The following is an 18,769-nucleotide window of genomic DNA, read 5'->3' on the forward strand; positions in this document are numbered from 1 at the left end:
AGCTCTCCCGCTCCACCGAGCTCTCCCGCTCCACCGAGTCCCGCCGCTCCACCGAGTCCTGGTCCACCGCTCCCGCGTCCTCAGCCGAAGGCCGGGATGGCCCGGATGATCCGGGCCACCTCGGCGGGCGCGCTGTAGTTCAGCGTGTGCGCCGCCCCGGGCACCTCCACCAGCCTCCCCTGGGGCAGCAGGCCCGCGAACCGCCGCGACCACTCCCGCGACACGATGAGGTCCCGCTCCCCGCGCACCACCGTGGCCGGGACCCGCACGTCGCCCAGCTTGTCCTCCACCCGGTCGTCGAGGGCGGCGCGAAGCGTGGCGAAGTAGCGGCGCGGGCCGCAGACCAGGTAGTCGCGTCCCAGCAGCGGCACGATCCCGGGCCGCTCGAACGCGGTGTTCCCCGCCAGCCGCGCCGCCAGCCGCCACGCGGACCGCGCGGCGGGGTCCATGGTGGGACCGATGAGGACCATCGGCCCCACCAGCTCGGGGGCGTGCGCCGCCAGGTCGACGACGACCTGGCAGCCGACGGAGTTGGCCACCAGCGGCACGCCGCCGCGCCCGGTGGCGCGCAGCCATCCGGCCAGCGCCAGCGACAGGCCGCAGATGTCAAGCGGCTCGCGCGGGCCGGGTGTGCGGCCGAACCCGGGCAGGTCGACGGCGACCGTCCGCGTCTCCGGCGCGAGGCACCGCGCCAGCGGGAGGAAGTAGCGGTGCGAGCAGCCCAGGCCGTGCACGCACACCGTCTCCGGCGCGGAGGCGGGTCCCAGCACCGCGGCGTGCACGGGCGTGCCCGCCACGGCGGTGACCTCGTGCTCGCTCCAGTGCGTCAACGCGTCAGCAGACGGCGCGCGCCCACGACGGCCCCGGCCAGGGTCGCCGCCAGGGCGATCCCGCGCACCGCGGTCCTGCGACCGCCGTGCCACCCCCCGGTCACCGCGCCCGGCCCGGGCGTCGGCTCGTACAGGTTGCCGGGCGTGTCGGGGATCCCCGCGGCCCGCTTCCTGCGGGACAGGTGGGTGCGGTCGACCTGGGTGGCCATCGCCCGCTCGGTACGCCCCGGGGCCCTCCTGGCCTGCCGCACCATGGCGCGTCCGGCGGGGCCGACGACGACCTCCGCGCGCGGGGACCGCACCACCTTGACGATCGCCTTCGCGACCCGCCGCGGCGTGTACACCGGCGGCATCGCCACCGGCCTGCGCCCGGTGTAGTTGGCCGCGTGGTCGAACAGCGGCGTGTCGACGGTCGCCGGCATCACCGTGCACACGTGGATCTTCCGGGAACGTTCCAGCGCGAGTTCCTGCCGCAGGCTCGTCCCCAGCGCGCGGACCGCGAACTTCGACATGCCGTACGCGTGCGTGTAGGGCTGGGCGACCACGCCGGCGACCGACGCCACGTTCACCAGCACCCCGGCCCCCTGCTCCCGCAGGTAGGGCAGGGCCGCCCTCGCCCCGTGCACGTAGCCCATCACGTTGACGTCCAGCACCCGCCGGAAGTCCTCCAGCGGCACGTCGCCGAACGGCCCGAAGAGCGTCACCGCGGCGCAGTTCACCCAGACGTCGATGCGCCCGAACCGCTCGGCCGCCAGCCGTGCCAGCTCCCGTACGGCGTGCTCGTCGGTCACGTCGGTCGCCACCACGAGGGCCCGCCCGCCGGCGGCCTCGCACTCCCCGGCGACCTCCTTGAGCACCTCCTCGCGCCGCGCGGCCAGCACGACCGACGCCCCCTCGGCCGCGAACGCCAGCGCGGTCGCCCGCCCGATACCGCTCGACGCGCCGGTGACGACGACGACCTTGTCCTTCACCTTCATTCCGACGATTCCCCCTAGAGATCCACGGACCGGTACGGCCCGTGCTCCCCCTCCCCTGTGGTCACCTGCCGAAACAAGCCCGCGAGCCCCGCGGCGCGCCTCGGGCCGCGGGGCTCGGACCGGGCCCGGGGACGAGGGCGGCGCGGGCCAGGAGGGGAAGGAGGGGAGACGCGTGGCGGTCAGGTGTCCGACGTCTGGTTGCCCAGGCCCTGGAACCGGTTCGCGATGAAGTCGCCCCACGTCGCGTCCAGCGTCGTCAGCTCGCCGTCCACCATCTTCCACTGCCGCGCCTTGTGCGGCGGGTAGGCGAACAGCACCGACGACAGGCGCCGGTAGCCCGCCGGCATGGGCTTGACGTGCACGCGGTGCGTCGACGGCCGGAAGCGCTCGTTGGAGGCGCTCCACAGCATCCGGCCGATGTTGCACAGCACCACGTCGGTCTTGGCGATCACCGGCTCGACCCAGGTGCCGTCGTGCAGGATGTACTGCAGGCCCTGGTCGGAGGAGGGAAGCTGGAGGCCGAGCATCTGGATCCCCGAGTGCTCGTGCGCCAGCACCTGGCGGTCGCCCACGTCCCTGTAGTTGATCACCCGCAGGTTGGTCGCGTCACGCGAGAGGTCCAGCTCCGGCGTCCCCTCCGGCATCATGCCGCGGACGACCTCGCCGAAGAGCGAGATCAGGGTGAAGGCGATGTCGAACACCTCGGTGGCGGCGGCGCCGAAATCGGGGAAGGCGCGCAGGACGTCCGCGGAGCCGGGCGGCTGATCGGAGATCATCGCTCCGCTGACGTGAATGAACTCCTTGGGATCGGCCACGCCGTTGGCCAGCCGGGGAATCTCCGAGTTGTACGGGAAGAATCCGTGCGTCCCGCCGTTGGACAACTGCGGGACGGAGGTGTACGGGTAATCGGACAGGCTCGGCTCGGTGGACTCACAGGCCTCCGAGAATTTCCTCATCATGTCCTCGACGCGCTGGCCGAGGCCGGGGACCTCCGCGGCCATGAAGCCCCATCCGGTCAGCTGGGACCGAATGTCCTCGGCGGCGGATCCCATGTCCGCCTGGAGTTCCTGGAGCCTTACGGAGGGAACACGACCACTGAGTTCCATCAGGGGGACTTCCAATGTCGCTCCTTTTATCGTCGGCCGACCTTGTTCGAAGGCTAGCTCTTCGTCCGGCTCAGTCAAGGCATTCACACCGGATTTCGGAGAAATAATCCGACACTTATCTCCGCCGACGCCGGGAAAACACAAATCGAATATTGACGTCGCCGGACGACCGCGCCGACAATGGTCACGCGGTGAATTTCCATTGAAACGAAACGTCACCGCCGGCGCTACCGGCGGGCCGTCACGTCACCTTTCCGCAGCCCCTGTCACGCCTTGTTTGATTCCTGGAACGATTCCATTCCCAGCCGTTCCGCGATCAGGGCCACCTCTGTCCGGTTGGAGCAGTTGAACTTCACCAGCAGGTTCGAGACGTGGCGTTTGACCCCGTGGATGGATATCTCCATGGACCGGGCGATCTGGTGGTTGCTCATTCCCCGCAGCAGCAGGCCGAGCACGGCGCGCTCGCGTCCGGTCAGCCTCCCGACCGGATGCGGGCCCGCGCCGGGCACGCCGTGCTCAACGCCGGCCACCGGCTCGCGCGCCGCCGCGGGCGGGACGGGAACGTCGCCGCGGAGCACCCGCTCGAAGGTGTCGAACAGCCCGGCGACGTCGATCTCGTCGCGCACGAGGTATCCGGCCACGTCGTACCCGCCGACGAGGGCCGGGACGAGTCCGGCCTCCTCCCGTCTGGTCAGGACCACGATCCTCGGGCGCGCCCGCGGCGGGACGCCGTCCAGGACCTGCGGCAACGCGGCGAGCGGTATCACCGCCACGTCGAAGTCCTCGTCCCTCAGCAGCGCCCCGGCCTCGGCCGCGTCACGCCCGACCGCGACCCTGGCCACGTCCGGCACCTTCATGAGCAGCGGCGGGAGCCCGTGGTGGGAGATGTCGTCCTCGGCGAGCCAGAAGACGGACAACCCAGGGCGGGGCAACTCCAGATCCCCCATCCGTAGAACGGAAGGGACGGCCGGAGGCGGATCGGCGATCTCCGCCACGCTGGAGCTCATCACATGACCCTCTCTCCTGGATTTCCGGACGGCGTCCTCCCCGGCCGGGCCGGGAAGAAACTGTCGGGCGTCATCGGGCACGGGACATCTGCCGGCCCGCGTGGCGGCGCTCCGCGTATCGGCCACGAGCGGCGGTCGCGCACCTTTCGCGTTTCCGATTCCCCATCGGATTCCCCGCCGGAGGCCGATACGTAAACCCGGTTACACCCCGTCATAAACAATGCGGATTAACGTGATATATATATACCATTCATCTTTAATCACGCTAGCCAACGGTCGGGGCTCCGTCAACCCGCCGATTTACGGTCTTCCTCGTGATTTCGGTTGTGAATTCCAGCGGGACCTTATCCGGGAGATCGGCGGACCGCCGTTCCCCCGCGGGCGCCGGGACGGCCGGACGCGGGATGTCCGCGCACGGGATGCCCCGGCGTATGACTTCCCGAACCGGAACTTCCCGGTCCGGAACTCCTCGGTCCGAAACTCCCCGGCCCGGGACGGCCGGGCCCCGGGACGGCCGGACCTCAGGACCGCCGGGCCCGGGGACGGGCGGCCCCGGGACGGCCGGGCGCGGCACACCCGCGCACCCCCGGTCACGGCTCCCGGCCGCGCACCGCGTCCAGCGCCTCCCCCAGGGTGAACCTCTCCGCGTACAGCGCCTTGCCCACGACGGCCCCCTCGACGCCCAGCGGCACCAGCGAGGCGAGGGCGCGCAGGTCGTCCAGGCCGGACACTCCCCCGGAGGCCACGACGGGATTCCCGGTGGCGGCGCAGACGTTCCTGAGCAGTTCCAGGTTGGGCCCCTCCAGGGTGCCGTCCCTGGCGATGTCGGTGACGACGTAGCGCGCGCACCCGGCCGCGTCCAGCCTGGCCAGGGTCTCGTAGAGCTCGCCGGCGTCGCGGGTCCAGCCGCGGCTCCGCACGGTGGTGCCCCAGACATCCAGCTCGACGGCGATCCGGTCGCCGTAGCGGGCGATGACGTCCGCGACCCACTCCGGGTTCTCCAGGGCGCCCGTGCCCAGAACCACCCGGACGCAGCCGGTGGCCAGCGCCGCGGCCACGGCGGCGTCGTCGCGGATGCCACCGCACAGCTCGACCTTGACGTCGAGGGTCCCGATCACCTCCGCGATCCGGTCCCGGTTGGTCCCGGTGCCGAAAGCCGCGTCGAGGTCGACCAGGTGCACCCACTCGGCGCCCGCCCGCTGCCAGGCGAGCGCCGCGTCGAGCGGATCGCCGTACCAGGTCTCGGATCCGGACTCGCCGCGCACCAGGCGGACGGCGCGGCCGTCCCTGACGTCGACGGCCGGCAGGAGGGTGAGCGACTGGTCGGGCATTGGGCACCTCGGAAGGCTCGGAAGGCTCGGCGGCGGACTCGGCGGGACTCGTCGGAGGGGACGGCCGCGGCCACCGGGGGAGTCGCGGCTCCCCACGGGCGGCGTCTCCGCGGGGTACGCGGGACCACGGCGCGCACGACGCACGCGGCGTACTCTGCGTACTCTGCGTACACGGCGCACGCGGCGTACTCGGGGCTTCCTTTCCGCGTTTCCGCTGACGAGGGCGGCGCCAATTCGCCGATCACCGGACGAACCATCTCATTATGCGACCGCAGGCGATGATGCGAAGTGAACCATCGGCCACCTCCATGGTTCACTTGCCGCCGCCCGCGCGGCGCGGGGACGCTTACCCAAGCACCGGCCGGGTCACGGTGGACGGGGTGGTTCGCGGTCGTTGCCGGCCGCGCCGGGACCCGGTCCTCCGAGGACGGCGCGGCGCGCACGACGGCCGCCACGGGGCCGTCACGGGGCCGTCGCGAGCGCGTGGTGGAGACCCTTCCGACCGAGAGCGGGCCGGCCGATCCCCCGGCCCGTCACCGACGCCGATCGCCGCCGCACGCCCAGGAGGACCGCATGGTTTCGCTCGCGCTGCCCAAGGGTTCCCCGCTGGAGCGGTGGACCCTGGACCTCTTCGCGGCGGCCGGCCTCGGCGTGCGCAGACCCTCCGACCGCAGCTACCGGGCGGTCGTCGAGTACGACGGCCCGATCCAGGTCGCCTTCTACAAGGCGCGCGAGATACCGCTCGTCGTCGAGAGCGGGGCCTTCGACTTCGGGCTGACCGGCGCCGAGTGGATCGAGGAGACCGGCGCGAAGGTCGAGCCCGTGAAGACGTTCCCCTACCTCACCGCGAACGACCGGCCCTGGCGGGTGGTGCTGGCCGTCCCGCTCGGCCACCCGGCCGAGCGCGCCGGCGACCTGCCCCCCGGGGTGCGCGTCGCGACCGAGTACCCCAACATCGGCCGGCGGTTCTTCCAGAGCCTGGGACTGCCCGCCGAGATGGTCCGCTCCTACGGCGCCACCGAGGCCAAGATCCCCGAGCTCGCCGACGTCGTCATCGACGCCGGCGAGAGCGGCTCCACGCTCTGGGACAACGACCTGAGGATCATCGAGACGCTGAGGACGTGCACGCCGCACCTGGTCGCCGGCCCGCGCGCCTGGCGCGACGCGGAGAAGAGGGCACGGATCCAGCGGGTCGCGCGGCTGCTGGACTCCGTCCACGCGGGGGCGGCACGCGCGCTGCTGACGGTACGCGCCCCCTCGCGCGACCTCGCCCGCGTGACGTCGTCGATGCCGGAACGGTCCTGGCGGGCCGGTACCGGCCTGGCCGGCGACGGCCTGGTCGTCGTCCAGGGGCTCGTGGCACGGCGGGACCTGGCCGAGACCGTGGACGCGATCCTGGCCGCCGGCGCCGTCGACGTCATGGAGTCGTCCCTGGGGAAGATGGCGACGGTCTGGCCGAAGGACCCGCCGTGAGGATCACCGGACGCGCGCCGTCCCCGCGTGACGACTGTGATGACTGTGACGACATGGCGGGGCGAGAGCAGGGAGACGGCACGCCGTGAAACGCCGGATGATCGTGTGCGACCTCGACGGGACGCTGCTGAACTCCTCGGGCCTGGTGTCGGAACGCACCCGCGTCGCGGTACGCCGCGTGCAGGAGGCGGGACACGTGTTCGTCGTCGCGACGGCACGGCCGGTCCGGGACACCCGGCACGTGGCCGTGGCGCTCGGCGGCACGCCCGTCGCGGTGTGCGGGAACGGCTCCATCACCTTCGACTTCGAGCTGGACGAGGTGGTCGACTACCACCCGCTGGCCGAGGAGCACGTCGCCGAGGCCCTGAAGGTCCTGCGTGACCGCTTCCCCGGGGCCCGGCTGGGCGCGGAGTGCCGGCTGGAGCTGCTGCTGGAGGACTCCTTCGGCCTGCCCGAGGCACTGTCGCGGAGCGCGCGGCGGGTGCCGCGCCTGGAGGAGGCGCTCGACCGGCGCAACGTCGGCAAGCTCATGGTGCAGCTGGAGGGCAACGCGCGCCACTACTACGAGAGCGTGCGCCACCTCCTGACCGGATGCGAGGTCACCATCTCGGCGGACGTGTTCTGCGAGGTGATGCGCGCCGGCGTGACCAAGGCGGCCGCCCTGGAGGCGATGGCCGACCGGCTCGGGTTCGATGCCGGCGACGTGATCGCGTTCGGCGACATGCCCAACGACCTGCCCATGCTGACCTGGGCGGGAACGGCGGTGGCCGTCGCGAACGCCCATCCGGCGGTGCTCACCTCGGCCGACGAGGTGACCGCGTCCAACGACGACGACGGGGTCGCCGCGTGGCTGGAGCGCCTGCCCGCCCTGCCCTGAGCGGCCCCGGACGCGGATACGTCTCACTTGTCTGAGAAGTGTTGACGCTTGTCTGACCAGTATCCATCATGAGGTCTCCAGAGCCGAGATCCGACCGGCGATGACTCGGCCCCAGGAGGCAGGCCCCGCGCCGTACAGGCAGGGGTGTTCGATCCGAAAGGTGCACCATGCTCCGACCGTCCGCCGCCCGACTCCTCACCGCCTGCCTTGTGATCTGCTCTCTCGCGGCCTGCTCGACCGCGGGGAACGGCACCGCAGCGAGCCCCGCCGCCGCGAAGGACGGGGCCGCCGCCTCCTCCTCCGCCACGGTCGGGGTGGCCTACAGCCGTGGCGGACGCGGCGACAAGTCCTTCAACGACTCGGTCGGGGCCGGGCTGGACCGGGCCAAGGCCGAACTGGGCGTGAAGGTCAAGGAGCTCAGCCCCAACGCGGCCGGGTCGGACCTGGAGGAGATCCTGCGCCTGCTGGCGGAGACGGGCCACAACCCCGTCCTGGCCGTCGGCTTCTTCTACGCCCAGCCCCTGACGAAGGTCGCCCCCTCCTTCCCCGGCACCCAGTTCGTCATCGTCGACGACACGTCGGTGAAGCTGCCCAACGTCACCAACGTGTCGTTCCGGGAGGAGGAGGCGAGCTACCTGGTCGGGGCGGCCGCGGCCCTGAAGTCGACCACCGGGCGGCTCGGCTTCGTCGGGGGCGTGCAGACACCGCCCCAGGAGAGCTTCATCGCCGGGTACGCGGCCGGCGCCAGGAAGATCAACCCGAAGATCGACATCTCCAGCGTCTTCCTCAGCCAGCCGCCCGACTTCAGCGGCTTCTCCTCCCCCGACAAGGCGCAGGAGGCGGCCCGCGGCATGTACGACGCCGGCGCCGACATCGTCTACCACGCCGCCGGCGCCTCCGGGCTCGGCGTCTTCCAGGCGGCCAAGGCGGCGGGCAAGAAGGCCATCGGGGTCGACGTGGACCAGCGCGAGACGGTGGGCGCGGAACTGGCCGACGTGATCCTCACCAGCGCCACCAAGGAGCTCGACGTCGCGGTGTTCAACACCATCCAGGAGGCCGCGGCGGGCAAGCCCGTCTACGGGGTGCGCGAGTTCGGGCTCAAGGAGAAGGGCGTGTCCTACGCCACCAGCGGCGGCGGCCTCGGCGACATCGAGCCGCGCCTGGAGAAGCTCCGCGAGGAGATCGTCGCGGGCCGGATCGACGTGCCCTCCACCCTCCAGTAGCCGTTCCCCCGCACCCGCGCCATGATCACCGACGCGATCCCCGGAGGCGCGTTGTCCCCCCACACCACGCCCGGCCCCGAGCTGCCCCCGCTCGTCGAGCTCCGCCACATCAGCAAGCACTATCCGGGGGTCGTCGCCAACCGCGACGTGAGCCTCGTCGTCCGTCCCGGCCAGGTCCACGCCGTGGTGGGCGAGAACGGGGCCGGCAAGTCCACCCTCATGAGGATCCTGTACGGGGAGGAGCAGCCCGACGGCGGCGAGCTGCTCCTCGACGGCGAGCCGGCCCGGCTGCGCTCCCCCGCCGACGCCATCGCGGCCGGCATCGGGATGGTCCACCAGCACTTCATGCTCGCCGAGAACCTCACCGTCCTGGAGAACGTGATCCTCGGGGCCGAGACCTCGCGGTGGGGCCTGCTCGACCGCCGTTCGAGCCGGCGGGCCCTGCGGGAGGTGAGCGAGCGCTACGGCCTCGACGTCGACCCCGACACCACCGTCGAGCACCTAGGCGTGGGAGAGCGGCAGCGCGTCGAGATCCTCAAGGTCCTCTACCGGGGCGCCCGCGTCCTGATCTTCGACGAGCCCACCGCGGTGCTCGTGCCCGACGAGGTGCGGGCCCTGTTCGACAGCCTCGCCGGGCTACGGGCGCAGGGCCTGGCCGTCATCTTCATCTCCCACAAGCTCGACGAGGTGCTCGCCGTCTCCGACCACGTCACGGTCATCCGCGCCGGCACCTCGGTGGGGGACTTCGCCACCGCCGACGCCGACCCCCGCCGCCTGTCCAGGCTCATCATCGGAGGCGAGCTGCCCGCGCCCGCGACGCGCGACCGGGCCGGCGGCGGGGCCGTGGCCCTGCGGTTGCGCGGCCTGCGGGCCGGCGCCGTCACCGAGGCGACCCTCGACCTGTCCAGGGGGGAGATCCTGGGCATCGCCGGGGTCCAGGGCAACGGGCAGTCCGAGCTCATCGACGCGATCACCGGGGTCCGGGAGGTCACCGCGGGCTCGGTGCAGATCGCGGGGCAGGACGCGACCGGCCTCGGCACGCGGCAGCGCCGCCGGCTGGGGCTGGCGTGCATCCCCGAGGACCGTCAACGCCAGGCGCTGGCGCTGCCGGCCACGCTGTGGGAGAACGTCATGCTCGGCAGCGAGGACCTCAGGCGCCGCGGCCGGTGGCGGGTCGACCGGAAGGCGGCCAGGGACCTCACCCGCGAGCTCATCTCCCGGCTCGACATCAAGGCGCCCTCGGTCGACGTGCCCGCGGCCGCGCTGTCGGGAGGCAACCAGCAGAAGCTGGTCGTCGGCAGGGAGCTCAGCGGGCGGCCCACGGTGCTGCTGGCCGCCCATCCCACCCGGGGCGTGGACGTCGGCGCCCAGGCCGTCATCTGGGAGTTGCTGCGCGACGCCAGGGACGAGGGCCTGGCGATCCTGCTGGTCAGCGCCGATCTCGACGAGGTGATCGGCCTGTGCGACCGCGTGCAGGTCATGCTGCGCGGACGGCTGAGCGCCGCCGTGCCCACCGGGGAGCTGACCCCGCAGCGTCTCGGCCGGCTGATGACGGGGACCGAACCCGAGCCCGAGCCCGAGCCCGCCGGCCCGGCGGGGACCCGATGAGGCCGGCCTGGGCGCCCGGGCGGGTGCTGGGCACGCTCGCCGCGCCCGCGCTCGCCCTGCTGATCGCGCTCACCGTCACCACGGCGCTGCTCGTCACGGTGGGCGCCTCACCCGGGGCGACCTACCTGACGATGCTGGAGTTCGGGATCCGGCCGGACTCGCTGGTCTCCGCGGTCAACCGGTCGACGATCTACTTCTTCGCCGGTCTCGCCGTGGCCGTCACCTTCCGCATGAACCTGTTCAACATCGGCGTCGAGGGCCAGTGCCGGATCGCGGCGCTGCTCGCCGCGGCGACCGGCGCGTCCCTCGACCTGCCGGGACCGCTGCACCTGGCCGTCATGTGCCTGGTCGCCATGCTCACCGGCGCGGTCTGGGCCGGCATCGCCGCGGTGCTCAAGGTGTGGCGCGGGGTCTCGGAGGTGCTGTCCACGCTCCTGCTGAACTACGTCTCCATCGCCGTCATCGCCTACCTGCTGACCGAGGTCTTCGCCGCCGACGACGTCAACGGGTCGACCGCCGAACTGCCGCCGTCGGCGCGCCTGCCCGTGCTCGACGGCCTGCTGGCCTCGTTCGGGATCTCGCTGCCCCCGGGCGCGCATCTCGGCGGGGCCGTGCTGGGCGCGGTCCTGTTCGGGGTGGCCGTGCACTGGACGCTCACCCGCACGCTGTACGGCCACGACCTGCGGATCAGCGGGCTGAACCCGGCGGCGGCCCGCGCCCACGGCATCGACCCGCGCCGCATGATCCTCGTCACCATGCTCGTCTCGGGCGCGCTCGCCGGGCTGGCCGGGCTGCCCGACCTGCTGGGCAACACCTACCGCTACGGCCTGGACTTCCCCTCGGGGGCGGGCTACACCGGGATCGCCGTGGCCCTGCTCGGCCGCAACACCCCCGTCGGCATCGCGCTGTCCGCCCTGCTCTTCGGCTTCCTGGAGCGATCAGCGCTGATCCTGGACATCCAGGGCATTCCCAAGGAGATCGTCACGATCATGCAGGGTGTCATCGTGATCAGCGTCGTGGTCGCCTACGAGGTGGTGCGCCGCGCGGAACGCAGGCGCACCGCCCGGCTGGTGCGTGAGAGGACCGCCTCGGCAGCCGCCTCCGAGCCGCTGGGCCGGACCTCGTGAGCCTTCAGAGCCTCCTGGGCCGCAAAAACCTCGGAGACCCCGGACGCGTGACGGCCCCGCGGCCCTGGTGGCGCCGGGGCTGGGTGCTCGCCGTGGTCGCCGTCCTGCTGGCGATGTCGCTGGTGCGCACCCTCACCGGGACCGACGCCCTCACCGGGTCGGGCGTCGTGAACGCCGCGCTCCGCCTGGCGGTCCCCATCGGGCTCGCCGCCCTGAGCGGCCTGTGGAGCGAGCGCGGGGGCGTCGCCAACCTCGGCATCGAGGGCATGATGATCATCGGGACCGTGTGCGGGGCCTGGGCGGGCCACGTCCACGGTGTCTGGGCCGGGGTGCTGGCCGGTGCGCTGGGCGGTGTCGCCGCGGGCCTGCTGCACGCCGTCGCCACCGTGACGTTCGGGGTGGACCAGGCGGTCTGCGGCATCGCGATCAACATCCTGGCGCTGGGGGTGGCGCGCTTCCTGTCCGTGATCGCCTTCAGCGGCATGCCCGGGGCGGGGGCCACCCAGTCGCCCCCGGTCAGGGGGGTGATCGGCACCGTCAGCATGCCGTTCCTGGCGGGCGGCGCGGGCACGCCCGATCTCCTGGGCGCCCTCGAACGGACCCGCTGGTTCCTGGTGTCCGACACCGCCGGCGTCCTGCGCGGGCTCCTGTTCGAGGTCTCCTGGTTCACGGTGATCGCCGTCGCGCTGGTCGGGCTCAGCGTCGTGGTGCTCTGGCACACCGCCTTCGGGCTGCGGCTGCGCTCGGCCGGTGAGCATCCCGCCGCCGCGGACTCGCTCGGGGTCCCGGTCCACCTGATGAGGTACTGCGGGGTGCTGGTGTCCGGGGCGCTGGCCGGGCTCGCCGGGTCGTACCTGGTCACCGTCGCCTCCAACGTCTACCGGGAGGGCCAGACCGGCGGCCGGGGCTTCATCGGGCTGGCCGCCATGATCTTCGGCAACTGGCGCCCGGGCGGCGCGGCCGGCGGGGCCCTGCTGTTCGGGTACGCCGACGCCCTGCAGTTGCGCCAGTCCACCGCCGTGCACGTGCTGTTCCTGCTGGCCGCCGTGCTGGCGTGGACGGCCGCCCTCGTCGTGCTGCGCCGGCGCCGCCGGCTGGCCCTGGTCCTGGCGCTGGTCGGCGTGGCCGCCTTCGCGGTCTTCCAGACCACCGACTCGATCCCCACCCAGCTCATCTACGCCACGCCGTACCTGGTCACCCTCCTGGTGCTGGTCACGGTCGCCCAACGACTGCGGATGCCGACCTACGCCGGCCTCCCCTACCGACGAGGAGAGACCTGAACGCATGGCAACGGAGCAGCAACCCCGCCTGATGGCGTACGCCGACAGCTGGTCCGTCCCGCCGGGCCGGCGGGTGGGCGTGCACGCCGGCGGCCCGCGGGGAGTCGCGACCGTCGAGCTGGTGGACCTGGTGGACGAGCGCGTCCTCGTCCCGGCGCGGGAGGTCGGCGTCGAGCCGCGTCCGGTGCGGCCCGGCTCCCACCTTCAGGTGCCGTCCGTGCCGGTGCCGGCCGGCGGGAGCCTCGCGCTGTGGGTCCGTCCCCACCACCTCGACGTCCGCCAGGTCGTGGCGGACCTGGGCGGTGAGGGCTGGCGGCTGCTCCTGGGCCTGGACGGGGAGGGGCGTGCCGAGGCGAGCGTGGACACCCCCGCCGGGCGCGTCCACGGCCACCTGCCCTCCGCGCTCCGGCGGGGGGCGTGGTCCCTGCTCGTGGCGACCTGGGAGACCACGCCGTCCGAGACGATCCTCGACCTGACCGCCGGTGACGGCCCGGCGCGGGAGGGCGGCGTGAGGGGGGTCGGCTCGCGGGGGCGGGACCTGCCCGCGCCGCCCTCCGCGGGGGCCCTGCGGATCGGGGCCGGCCGGGACGGCGAGCATCCCTGGCTGGGGCGCGTCGCCCTGCCCCTGCTGACGCGGAGCCCGCTCGACCCCGCCGGTCGCGCCGCCCTGTTCGGCCTGACCACGGGATCGGGCCTGCTCGAACGCGCCGGCGCGGACGTCGTGGCGCTGTGGGACGTCTCCGCCGACCCCGGCGCCCCCCTCGTCCGCGACATCAGCGGGAACGGCCGTCACGCGCACGCCGTCAACCGGCCGCTCACGGGGCTGGTCGGCCCGGGGGCCGGCGCCGGGGAGACCACCGCCCGCACCGCCGTGCAGTTCTCCCCCGAGGATCTCGACGACGCGGGCTGGCCCCGGACGTGCACGGTGACCGTTCCCGAGGACATCGGCTCCACCGTGCTCGGCATCCGCCTGCGCGCCTCCGGCCAGTCCTTCGTCGTCCCGCTCGTCGTCCGCCCGCCCCACGGGACGGAGCACGAGCAGGAGCGCGATATGGCGCGGGAGCAGGGGCACGGGACGGCGCGGGGGGCCGCGCGACCGGCGGCCCCGCCGCTCGCGGTGATCCTCCCCACCTTCACCTACCTCGCCTACGCCAACCACCGCCAGTCCAGCGAGGCCGAGTACTTCGGGGACTACTCGCGGGTGACCGCCCGCCCGATCACGCTCTCGGAGACCGACGTCTACCTCAACGCCCACCGGGAGCTGGGGCTGTCCCTGTACGACAGCAGGCGCGAGGGCGGCGCGGTCCACCACTCCTCCAGGCTGCGGCCGGTGCTGAACTACACCGCCGACTACGTCTGGTGGATGACCGGGGCGCCCCGGCACTTCTCCGCCGACATCCTGCTCCTGCGCTGGCTGCGCTCGGAGGGGTTCGCCTTCGACGTCCTGGCCGACGAGGACGTGCACGCGGGCGGGGCCGGCCTGCTGGCGGACTACCGCGTCGTCATGACCGGCAGCCACCCCGAGTACGTCAGCGCGCCGGAGCGCGACGCCGTCAGCGGGTACGTCTCCGGCGGCGGGCGGCTGATGTACCTCGGCGGGAACGGGTTCTACTGGGTGACCGGCGTCGACCCCCGCTACCCGCACGCCGTCGAGGTCCGCCGCAAGGGCACCGGCGACTGGTGGGACAACGAGCCGGGCGAGGACGTCCTGACCTCCACCGGCGAGCTCGGCGGGCTCTGGCGCCGCCGGGGCCTCCCCCCGCAGGAGCTGCTCGGCGTCGGCTTCGCCGCCCAGGGGTGGGGCCCGGCCCCCGGGTACACCCGCCTGCCCGACAGTTACCGCGACGAGGCGTCCTGGGTCTTCGCCGGTGTCGGGACCGACACCGTGGGCCGCTACGGGCTCGCGCTCGGCGGCGCCGCCGGGGACGAGATCGACCGGGCCTCGACCGAGCTGGGCACCCCGCCCGGCACCCTGGTGCTGGCGACGTCCGCGGGCGGGCACAGCCACCACTACCAGGCCGCCGCCGAGGACTCCTCCCCGGACGGGACGACCGTCCGCGCCGACATGACGCTGCGGCGGCTCGGCGACGGCGGCGCGGTGTTCTCCACCGGATCCATCAACTGGATCGCCAGCCTCGCCTGCCGGGAGGGCGACGTCAGGGACGTCACCCGCACCGTCCTGTCCCGTTTCCTTCTGCCCGATCCCCTGTGACGCGCCCTGTTGACGCCCCCGTCACGAACCCCCGCGACACGCCCTTCCGACGAGCCCCGCGACGAGGAGTGACATGACCACCGCCGGCGCGCCACGCGACGACTACCCCTATCCCCGTACCTCCGGCGATCTCACCGACGAGCAGTTGTCCATGCCGGTGGAGGACCTGGTGGCGATCGCCCGCCACCCCCTGACGGTGCACCCGGACACCGCCACGCTCTACCACCGTCTGGCCAGGGAGATGGCCGACGAGCTGCGGGAGAACAACCGGCGCGGGGAGCCCACCCGCTGGATCCTCCCCGTCGGCCCCAAGGCGCAGTACCCGATCCTCGCGCGCATCTGCAACGAGGAGCGCATCGGCTGGGGCGACGTGTTCGCCTTCCACATGGACGAGTTCCTCGACTGGCAGGGCCGGCCCGTGGACCCGTCCCATCCCTTCAGCTTCCGCGGCTACTGCGACCGCAACCTCTACCGGCTGCTCGACCCCGAGCTGAGGCCCCGTCCCGAGAACGTCGTCTACCCCGACGTGTTCGACCCCGACGCCTACGCCGAACGCCTGCGGGCGGTGGGAGGGGCCGACACCTGCTTCGCGGGGTTCGGCTACCGGGGGCACCTGGCCTTCAACGAGCCGCCGACGACCCGCTGGCACGAGTACGGCGTCGAGGAGTTCGCCGCCTCCACCACGAGGATCGTCCCGCTGCTCGACGACACGATCGTGGCCCACTCCCACCGGGTCACCGGCGGCTACACCCGGGCCATCCCGCGCATGGCCGTCACCCTGGGGATGGCGGAGATCCTCTCGGCCCGCAGGCTGCACCTCATCACCGACGGGGGCGCCTGGAAGCGCTACATCGTGCGGGTCCTGCTGCTCACCACCGAACCCGAGGTGCTGCTCCCGGTCACCCTGGCCTACCGCCATCCCGACGTGCGCGTCACCGTGGACGCCGACAGCATCGCGCCCTGCGCGCTGGGACTCGACGGATGACCGTGCTCGCCATCGGCGCCTACACCCTGGACCTGTACATGTTCGGGGACCACCTGCCGGCGACCGGGGAGAGCGTCGAGGCCTTCGAGTACGCCACCGCGCACGGCGGCAAGGCGGCGAACGTGGCCGTCGCGTCCGCCCGGCTGGGAGCCCCCACCCGCTTCGTCGGATGCCTGGGGGACGACGCCGACGGGCCGGCGGCGCTGGCCGCGCTGCGGGCCGACGGCGTCGAGGTCGGCGACTGCGCCACGGCCGGCGGCACCGCGACCGGGCGCAGCTTCGTCTACGTCGACGGGGAGGGCCGGCAGATCGTCATGACGTGGCCGGGGGCCGCGAACCTGCTCCCCGCGTCCCGGGCGGCCGCCACGGCCGCCCGCCTGCCGCCCGGTTCCGTGCTCGTGCTCCAGGGCGAGATCCCGGTGGAGACGTCGGCCGCGGCGGCGGCCGCGGCCCCGCCCGGCGTGCGCCTCATGCTCAATCCCAGCCCGGCCGGGCCGTTCCTCGGCCGCGACGGTGAGGAGCTGCTCGGCCGGGCCGACGTGCTGGTGCTCAACGAGGTCGAGCTGTCCGCGCTGGCCGGGGACGGGCGCGACACGGGCACCGGGCGGGACGGCGCCGGGCGCGACGGGCGGGGTACGGGGGGCGGGCGGGCGGGGGCCGCGCGGGAGGCCGCCGGCGACGTCCGGCCCGTGGAGGCGCTGCGCGCCAGGACCAGGGGACGCGCCGTGATCGTCACCCGCGGGGAGAACGGCGCCGAGATGATCGACGATCACGGCACTATGCTGATCGGCGTACCCCACGTGGACGCCGTGGACACGACCGGTGCCGGTGACGCCTTCACCGGTGCCCTGGCGGCCGCCCTGCGCGGCGGCGCGAGCCTGGCGCAGGGGGCCAGGATCGCCTGCCGGGTGGCGGCCGTGTCGGTCACGCGGCGCTTCTGCGCTCCCAGCTACCCGTCCGCCTCGGAGCTCGGCATCGCCCCGTTCCACGGTCCGCCCGGACAGGAGAGACCCACGTGACACGACGGCAGCCCACCCTGGCGATCCAGGTGCGCGACCGGCTCCGCGCCCTGATCGTCGAGCAGGCGTTGCGCCCCGGGGACAGGCTCCCCTCCGAGAACGAGCTCATCGCCCTGTTCGACGTGGGCCGCACCAGCGTCAGGGAGGCGCTCAAGCTCCTGGAGCAGGAGGGGGTCATCCAGGCGCGCCACGGCGACGGCCGCTACCTCACCTCCCAGCCCAGCCTGGACCGTCCGCTGACCCGCCTCGAAGGCGTCACGGAGATGCTGGCGAGCCGGGGGCACGCCGTCGACAACACCGTGCTGGACGTCTTCGCCACGGAGCCGAACCGCCACCAGCGGGAGCTGCTGCAGCTCCCGGCCGGTGAGACCGTCGTGCGGCTGGAGCGGCTGCGCCGGCACCAGGACGACGCGCTGCTGTACTCGGTCGACCTGTTCCCCCGCTCCCTCGTCGGCCGCCCCCTGGACGAGGTGGACTGGACCGGATCCCTGTTCGAGCTGCTCACCGAGTACGGGCACGACGTCGCCTACGCGGTCGCCCAGGTCCGCGCCGTCACCCTCGGCCCGGCGCAGGCGGAGCGCATCGGCGCCACCGAGGCCGGCGGCGCCTGGCTGCTGCTGATCCAGACCCACCACGACGGCGCGGGACGCCCGCTGCTGTACTCGGAGGACTACCACCGGGGGACCGACTTCTCCTTCCATCTGGTGAGGCGCCGTGACTGATCCCTCCCCGCGCCGCCGTCAGGTCGTGTTCGACCACGACGGCGCGCCGGACGACCTGCTCTCCCTGCTTCTGCTGACCCGCTACGACGCCGTCGAGCTGCGCGGGGTCGCCGTGACCCCGGCCGACTGCCTGGCCGAGCCCGCCCTGTCGGTCACCCGTAAGATCCTCGGCCTGGCCGGCCTGGACGTGCCCACGGCCGTGGGCACGCTGCCCGGGCGCAACCCGTTCCCCCTCGCGTGGCGGATCGACGCCCTGCGGGCGGACGCGCTGCCCGTGCTGAACCGCGAGGATCCCGGGGTCGCCGGGGTCGCCGGCGCGGACGCGCTTCCGGCGCACGAGCAGCTCGCCGTCTGGCTCACGCGGGCCCCGGAGCCGGTCACCGTGCTCGCCACCGGCCCGCTGACCAACCTCGCCTGGTGCCTCGACCGTCACCCGTCGATCGCGTCGCGCATCGAGGAGGTGGTGTTCATGGGCGGGGCCCTCGACGTCACCGGCAACGTCCGGCAACCGGGCCACGACGGCAGCGCGGAGTGGAACGTCTTCTGGGACCCCGACGCCGTCAGGCGCGTCTTCGACGCGGACGTGCCGATCACGATGTTCCCCCTGGACGTGACCGACCGGGTGCCGGTGACCCCCGATCTCGCCCGTGCCTTCGGCCGCACCTACGGCGACCCCGTCGGCGACCTCGCCGGGTCGCTGCTCGCGCTGACGTTCGGCACCCTGGAGACCACGGGCCTGCCCTACTGCTGCTGGGACAGCCTCACGACGTCCTACCTGGCCGAGCCCGGCATCTGCACGTTCGAGACCGTGCGCTGCGACGTGATCACCCGGGGGGAGAGCCAGGGACGCGTCGTGCGGCACGCCGGCGGGCGCCCCGTCAGATGCGCCGCCACGGTCGACACCGGACGGTTCTACCGGCACCTCCTCGGGACGCTCGCCCCCGGGGCCGGCTGAACCGGGGCGTGCCACCGGGTGCGCGAAAGGCCCGGAG

16 protein-coding genes are annotated in these 18,769 nt (G+C 73.3%); 11 read left to right on the forward strand and 5 right to left on the reverse strand.

Annotation, left to right across the window (positions count from 1 at the left end):
- Positions 1–80 precede the first annotated feature (80 nt).
- The 5 genes from ACLQ2R_RS08840 to priA all read right to left on the reverse strand — a co-directional run bounded on the left by ACLQ2R_RS08840 (position 81) and on the right by priA (position 5,251).
- A complete protein-coding gene (locus ACLQ2R_RS08840) occupies positions 81–830 on the reverse strand; it encodes an alpha/beta fold hydrolase (protein ID WP_425958867.1) in 750 nt (249 codons plus the stop codon).
- Positions 827–1,807 carry an SDR family oxidoreductase gene (locus ACLQ2R_RS08845; RefSeq protein WP_425958868.1) on the reverse strand — a complete coding sequence of 327 codons (981 nt, stop codon included), beginning with the start codon at positions 1,805–1,807 and terminating at the stop codon, positions 827–829. The genes ACLQ2R_RS08840 and ACLQ2R_RS08845 overlap by 4 nt, the downstream gene beginning before the upstream one ends.
- Positions 1,808–1,986: 179 nt before the next feature.
- Complete coding sequence (locus ACLQ2R_RS08850; RefSeq protein WP_425958869.1) at positions 1,987–2,928, reverse strand: hypothetical protein; 942 nt, start codon at positions 2,926–2,928, stop codon at positions 1,987–1,989.
- A 251-nt stretch (positions 2,929–3,179) separates the two neighbouring features.
- A complete protein-coding gene (locus tag ACLQ2R_RS08855; protein WP_425958870.1) occupies positions 3,180–3,920 on the reverse strand; it encodes a LuxR C-terminal-related transcriptional regulator in 741 nt (246 codons plus the stop codon).
- Positions 3,921–4,510: 590 nt separating this feature from the next.
- Positions 4,511–5,251: a bifunctional 1-(5-phosphoribosyl)-5-((5-phosphoribosylamino)methylideneamino)imidazole-4-carboxamide isomerase/phosphoribosylanthranilate isomerase PriA gene (gene priA, locus ACLQ2R_RS08860; RefSeq protein ID WP_425958872.1), complete on the reverse strand. Its 741-nt coding sequence runs from the start codon at positions 5,249–5,251 to the stop codon at positions 4,511–4,513.
- A 573-nt stretch (positions 5,252–5,824) separates the two neighbouring features.
- Between priA and hisG the strand changes: the two genes are divergently transcribed.
- From hisG to ACLQ2R_RS08915, 11 genes are all read left to right on the forward strand, one after another.
- Positions 5,825–6,724: an ATP phosphoribosyltransferase gene (gene hisG / locus ACLQ2R_RS08865; RefSeq protein WP_425958873.1), complete on the forward strand. Its 900-nt coding sequence runs from the start codon at positions 5,825–5,827 to the stop codon at positions 6,722–6,724.
- A gap of 85 nt (positions 6,725–6,809) precedes the next feature.
- Complete coding sequence (locus tag ACLQ2R_RS08870; protein ID WP_425958874.1) at positions 6,810–7,601, forward strand: HAD family hydrolase; 792 nt, start codon at positions 6,810–6,812, stop codon at positions 7,599–7,601.
- Positions 7,602–7,768: 167 nt separating this feature from the next.
- Positions 7,769–8,824 carry a BMP family lipoprotein gene (locus tag ACLQ2R_RS08875; protein WP_425958875.1) on the forward strand — a complete coding sequence of 352 codons (1,056 nt, stop codon included), beginning with the start codon at positions 7,769–7,771 and terminating at the stop codon, positions 8,822–8,824.
- A 21-nt stretch (positions 8,825–8,845) separates the two neighbouring features.
- A complete protein-coding gene (locus tag ACLQ2R_RS08880) occupies positions 8,846–10,432 on the forward strand; it encodes an ABC transporter ATP-binding protein (protein WP_425958876.1) in 1,587 nt (528 codons plus the stop codon).
- Complete coding sequence (locus ACLQ2R_RS08885) at positions 10,429–11,559, forward strand: ABC transporter permease (RefSeq protein WP_425958877.1); 1,131 nt, start codon at positions 10,429–10,431, stop codon at positions 11,557–11,559. Before ACLQ2R_RS08880 ends, ACLQ2R_RS08885 begins: the two co-directional genes overlap by 4 nt.
- Positions 11,560–11,606: 47 nt before the next feature.
- Positions 11,607–12,839: an ABC transporter permease gene (locus ACLQ2R_RS08890; RefSeq protein WP_425958878.1), complete on the forward strand. Its 1,233-nt coding sequence runs from the start codon at positions 11,607–11,609 to the stop codon at positions 12,837–12,839.
- Positions 12,840–12,843: 4 nt separating this feature from the next.
- Positions 12,844–15,051, forward strand: coding sequence for a N,N-dimethylformamidase beta subunit family domain-containing protein (locus ACLQ2R_RS08895; protein WP_425958879.1), 2,208 nt, complete (start codon positions 12,844–12,846; stop codon positions 15,049–15,051).
- A gap of 73 nt (positions 15,052–15,124) precedes the next feature.
- Positions 15,125–16,036: a 6-phosphogluconolactonase gene (locus ACLQ2R_RS08900; protein WP_425958880.1), complete on the forward strand. Its 912-nt coding sequence runs from the start codon at positions 15,125–15,127 to the stop codon at positions 16,034–16,036.
- Complete coding sequence (locus ACLQ2R_RS08905; RefSeq protein WP_425958881.1) at positions 16,033–17,055, forward strand: PfkB family carbohydrate kinase; 1,023 nt, start codon at positions 16,033–16,035, stop codon at positions 17,053–17,055. Before ACLQ2R_RS08900 ends, ACLQ2R_RS08905 begins: the two co-directional genes overlap by 4 nt.
- Complete coding sequence (locus ACLQ2R_RS08910) at positions 17,052–17,777, forward strand: GntR family transcriptional regulator (RefSeq protein ID WP_425958882.1); 726 nt, start codon at positions 17,052–17,054, stop codon at positions 17,775–17,777. The genes ACLQ2R_RS08905 and ACLQ2R_RS08910 overlap by 4 nt, the downstream gene beginning before the upstream one ends.
- Complete coding sequence (locus tag ACLQ2R_RS08915; RefSeq protein ID WP_425958883.1) at positions 17,770–18,732, forward strand: nucleoside hydrolase; 963 nt, start codon at positions 17,770–17,772, stop codon at positions 18,730–18,732. The genes ACLQ2R_RS08910 and ACLQ2R_RS08915 overlap by 8 nt, the downstream gene beginning before the upstream one ends.
- The last annotated feature ends 37 nt before the right edge of the window (positions 18,733–18,769 follow it).

Source organism: Streptosporangium sp. DT93, from assembly GCF_049844535.1.
Taxonomy (GTDB): domain Bacteria; phylum Actinomycetota; class Actinomycetes; order Streptosporangiales; family Streptosporangiaceae; genus Streptosporangium.

Bases quoted from the DNA above. Each gene is read 5' to 3' on its own strand.
- ACLQ2R_RS08845 (WP_425958868.1), bottom strand. From the start codon at position 1,807: ATGAAGGTGAAGGACAAGGTCGTCGTCGTCACCGGCGCGTCGAGCGGT.
- ACLQ2R_RS08855 (WP_425958870.1), bottom strand. From the start codon at position 3,920: ATGAGCTCCAGCGTGGCGGAGATCGCCGATCCGCCTCCGGCCGTCCCT.
- priA (WP_425958872.1), bottom strand. From the start codon at position 5,251: ATGCCCGACCAGTCGCTCACCCTCCTGCCGGCCGTCGACGTCAGGGAC.
- hisG (WP_425958873.1), top strand. From the start codon at position 5,825: ATGGTTTCGCTCGCGCTGCCCAAGGGTTCCCCGCTGGAGCGGTGGACC.
- ACLQ2R_RS08875 (WP_425958875.1), top strand. From the start codon at position 7,769: ATGCTCCGACCGTCCGCCGCCCGACTCCTCACCGCCTGCCTTGTGATC.
- ACLQ2R_RS08880 (WP_425958876.1), top strand. From the start codon at position 8,846: ATGATCACCGACGCGATCCCCGGAGGCGCGTTGTCCCCCCACACCACG.
- ACLQ2R_RS08885 (WP_425958877.1), top strand. From the start codon at position 10,429: ATGAGGCCGGCCTGGGCGCCCGGGCGGGTGCTGGGCACGCTCGCCGCG.
- ACLQ2R_RS08895 (WP_425958879.1), top strand. From the start codon at position 12,844: ATGGCAACGGAGCAGCAACCCCGCCTGATGGCGTACGCCGACAGCTGG.
- ACLQ2R_RS08900 (WP_425958880.1), top strand. From the start codon at position 15,125: ATGACCACCGCCGGCGCGCCACGCGACGACTACCCCTATCCCCGTACC.
- ACLQ2R_RS08905 (WP_425958881.1), top strand. From the start codon at position 16,033: ATGACCGTGCTCGCCATCGGCGCCTACACCCTGGACCTGTACATGTTC.